A 4195-nucleotide genomic window follows, 5' to 3' on the forward strand; every position below is an offset into this window, starting at 1 on the left:
ATTAAGATGAGTGTATTTAGTAAGAAGAATAACAATAATAAAAGAGTTGGTGCTACACAATTATCTAGAATTGATTTATTATTTTATAATAGCGGTATTATTAAAAGGCTTGCCAAAAACATAGAGCCTAAGCTAATTAAGGCAGGTTCAACACAAGATCCAAAATTATTTGCTTCTCGTCTTTTCTTCATTTTAATATTTTCAATAATGATATCGTTGATTTTTGTCATCTTTTCAGTAAGATTGTTTGAATTATACCGGTTAACCCTAGAAGTTAAGTATTTGGCAGGGTTTATGGTTATGATAGTATTTGCAATAATAATACCTCCAATTAGTTATATTTCTCAGATACTACAAATTTCTCAAGAGATAGAGAATAGAAGAATAGGATTGGATAGTGAAGCACCGGCATTTTCTGCAATATTTAATGTGTTCTTAAAGTCTGGTATAAGTGCACGATTTGTTTTCGAGTATTTATCAAATTCAGCCGCTATGAGATATGCCAGCCAAATTTCTTCATACATCAACAAGAGGGTTAAATATCTAGGAGAAGGTGTAGAAAGTGCGATATCTGAGTCATTAAAAATTTCACCATCTAAAGTTTTTAATGAGTTCTTGTTAACTTATGTTACTGCTGTGAGGACAGGTGCACCTGTATTAGAGACAATGGAAGCAAAAGCCAAGGATATCTTGAAGAATATAGAAGTTTTGGCATCAACCGCTGCTGATAACTTATCCGGAGTTGCTGAGGGATTTGTAATATGGCTTTCTTCTGGTTTTATAACGTTCTTCCTTGTTATGTTGTTACAAGCTATATTTCCTAGCTTAATTGGATCTGTGCCGTTTCCGGTTATAGCTTCTTTCGCTATATTTCTTGTTCCAATAGTTAATCTAATGTTTATTTGGGTGACGGATCAAACACAGTTCCGTTTCCCTGAAAGATCATTAAAGGCGTACAAGATTTTCTACATTACTTTTCCAATAGGCATCATATTATCCTTATTAATTTTATACTTGATCAGAAATCCAATACCTTTACTTATACCCTTATTATATTTAACTGGTGGACCACAACAAATACCTTATACTATTTTAGCCTTTACAATAGGTCTGCTAGTTGCTGTAATACCGCCTGGAATTCTCGCAATGAAGGAGTTAAGAGAGGGTACTGGATATGATACTTATGTAGTATCTTTCTTGAGATCAATAGCAGAGGGTCTCAGGGCTGGATTGAACCCAGAGACCGTAATAAAAACTCTTAAGGACTCTCCTGAGATGGGCAAGTTTAGAGATGTACTAAATACGATATACGTCTATACTGTATTAGGAGTTCCGATGAAAGATGCGTTCAAGAAAGCTGCAGATAGAATATTGGATTTCTCGAGCAGAATATCTTTAATTTCATTAGCGGACATGATAGAGATTGGTAGTCTAACTCCAGAAACCGTAGAAGCTTTAGCTGATCAAGTAGATGCTCAAATAAGGATAAGAAGGTCTTATAACTCTAAAATAAGAGTGTTACTCTATGCACCTTATGTGGGAATAATATTAGCATTAGTAGCGTCAATTCTACTAGGTAATGCAATCTACACAATATTGTTAAAAGAAGCATTTGTTACTTCTTATGGACCACTTGCTGCTGCAAGAGGATTATTGCCTAAGGCATTATACGTAATCGCTATCTCATCCATATTTAATTCATTTTTAGCGGGACTTCTAGTGGGTAAAATAGGTTATGGAAAAACTGCTGCCGGCTTTATACATTCTGCCATATTGATAGTTATAACAGCTATATTGGTAATAATTTCATTGCACATATCACTAATTCCTTCTATATCTCCATCGTCGACATCTTTATAAGTTAGGAGGGAGGATGATATATAATGAGTAAGGTTTTAAAGTCATTCAGGTTTAATAGGGGGAAGAGCTCAGCTAGTGCTGTAAAGTTGGGTTTGGATCTTCCGATTACCTTATATCCCATAACTAGTATTCCAGAAGAAATAATTAATATTGTAGCTGATTATGAAATAAATATTCTAGATATAATACCTGACGATATAAAATCTAATATTATCAATAACAAGATAGAACTACTCTTACCTAATCCACATGTTTTCGTGACCTTTGACTCCGACAAAGGTATTTACAAGTATGTCGTGGTAGAGCCTCCCGTAAATAACGATATACTAAACATATACATGATCTTTATAGAAGAGATAGAGAGACAGCTCCTCTCTAGTTCTAAGACGCTTGACTTAGCTGGTGTAATATTCGAGATAAATGAGAAGAGGAAAGATCTTAATGTAATTCAAGAGAGAAGAGGAGAAGTAAACGTACTAAGTACAAATGCCAGAATAGTATTATATTATCTTCTCAGAAATATGTTTGGCTATAATATCTTAACATCACTAATTTCTGATAAAAATATAGAAGATGTGTCCATATCAGGTCTAGATAATCCTGTTTATGTCTATCATAGGAATTATGAGTATTTACCAACTAATGTTATATTTTCGAAGAACATGAAAGTATCTCCACAGCTAGATATAACTATCAACGGAGAGGAACTATTAGATCAATTAGTATTGAGGTTATTCTCTCTGGCTGGTAAAACTATTTCAGTTGCTGAACCGATACAAGATGGAATGTTGCCTAGCGGGGCAAGAATTGCTGCTACGTTTAGAAAAGAGGTATCTTATGGAGGTTCCTCAGTAGTGATAAGAAGGTTTGCTGAAAAGCCTATAACAATCCTTGATTTAATAAATTCTGGCACAATATCACCAGAGTTAGCTGCCTATCTATGGTATGCTATAGATATGAGAATGAGTTTTATGTCTATCGGGGTTACGGGAGCAGGAAAAACTACATTGTTGAATGCAGTTCTTAACATGGTAAAGGAGAATACGAAAATCGTCTCTATAGAGGATATACCAGAGATAAAGATATCTCATTCAAATTGGACTCAATTATATGCTAGACCAGCTTATGCAGGAGTTGGAAAGGAAATAGGACTGATGGATTTGCTAAAACTTTCATTAAGATATAGACCAGACCTAATAGTAGTTGGTGAAATAAGGGGGCAAGAAGCATATGTGTTATTCCAAGCTATATCAACAGGTCACGGTGGTGCTACTACTTTTCACGCTTACAATGCTGAATCAGCAATAAAGAGATTGATGAATGAACCATTGAATATTCCTCAAGAATGGATACCTATGATGAATATAATTATGACCATCAGAAGATTGCCAGTTTACATTGGAGACAAAATAGTGCTTAGAAGACGTGTGGTATCGGTTCATGAGATAGTTAGTTGGAACGATTATAGAACTGTAGTGAACTGGGATCCTAGAGCAGATGCCTTTGAATTAAAGTTAGATCAAGCAAGGGTATTGAGGAACAGAATTGAAGAGGCAGGATTAAACTTAGACGACGTAAAAGTCGAAATAGAGAGAAGAGCATTATTCTTAAAACTTTTATCTACAGCAAGGGATGTTGTGCAAAGTGAGGAAAGTTATAAGATACTTAAGAAGTACATCATAAAGTACAGTCTTAAGCCTGATGAAGCAATTAAGGAAGTGCAAGCAATAGCGAAAATAAGACCTATATCAGTAAAAAGCTGACAGCAAGTATTAATAATATAATAGAGGAGATGTCCCTGTCATAAATCGCGTTTAAATAAGATAAAGATGCTAATAATAAGCCAGTTATTTTTGCACTTATTATATAATTATTTTCACTATTATCCATTTCCTTAGGTGTGACTTTCCATCTAAATTTTATTCTCAAAAAGCCTTGTATATATCCGACCATCGAGGCTAATAAAGTAACTAAACTAGGTCTGTAATCTTTGATTTCACCTTTAACTCTTATAACTGACATGTATAACGACAGTGAAAACAGAATTGGTATCAAACATGCGAAAACATATAGATAATTAATTTTCAGTAAAAATTCATTACCCAATGATATAATAAGCATAAGTAGGAATAACGGATATATTCCCCATTGTTGAGCGTAAATAAAACCTTCTACTCCTTTCGCTCCCAGTTTGAAAAGTTTCAAGCTGTAGAAAAAGAGTTCAGCAGAGCCATAAGCCCATCTTTTTATTTGATTATATAAATCTGTTAACGTATAAGGCGCTAATGTGTATATGACAATACTGTCGATGTACTTAAATGTAACACCATTTAAT

2 protein-coding genes and 1 pseudogene are annotated in these 4195 nt (G+C 34.1%); 2 read left to right on the top strand and 1 reads right to left on the bottom strand.

Annotation, left to right across the window (positions count from 1 at the left end; all coding sequences use genetic code 11):
- The first annotated feature begins 6 nt into the window (after positions 1-6).
- Positions 7-1860: a type II secretion system F family protein gene (locus DMP16_RS08205; RefSeq protein ID WP_069284003.1), complete on the top strand. Its 1854-nt coding sequence runs from the start codon at positions 7-9 to the stop codon at positions 1858-1860.
- Positions 1861-1883: 23 nt separating this feature from the next.
- Positions 1884-3623 carry a type II/IV secretion system ATPase subunit gene (locus DMP16_RS08210; protein WP_069284004.1) on the top strand — a complete coding sequence of 580 codons (1740 nt, stop codon included), beginning with the start codon at positions 1884-1886 and terminating at the stop codon, positions 3621-3623.
- Here the strand turns inward: DMP16_RS08210 and DMP16_RS11050 are convergent.
- Positions 3604-4195, bottom strand: a pseudogene (locus DMP16_RS11050) (glycosyltransferase family 2 protein); the annotation flags it as partial. The gene DMP16_RS08210 and the pseudogene DMP16_RS11050 overlap by 20 nt on opposite strands.

Source organism: Sulfolobus sp. B1, assembly GCF_007050195.1.
Classification (GTDB): domain Archaea; phylum Thermoproteota; class Thermoprotei_A; order Sulfolobales; family Sulfolobaceae; genus Saccharolobus.

What these genes read in the sequence shown, in the direction of transcription:
- DMP16_RS08210 (WP_069284004.1), top strand. Translation starts at nt 1,884, where the DNA reads ATGAGTAAGGTTTTAAAGTCATTCAGGTTTAATAGGGGGAAGAGCTCA.
- DMP16_RS08205 (WP_069284003.1), top strand. Translation starts at nt 7, where the DNA reads ATGAGTGTATTTAGTAAGAAGAATAACAATAATAAAAGAGTTGGTGCT.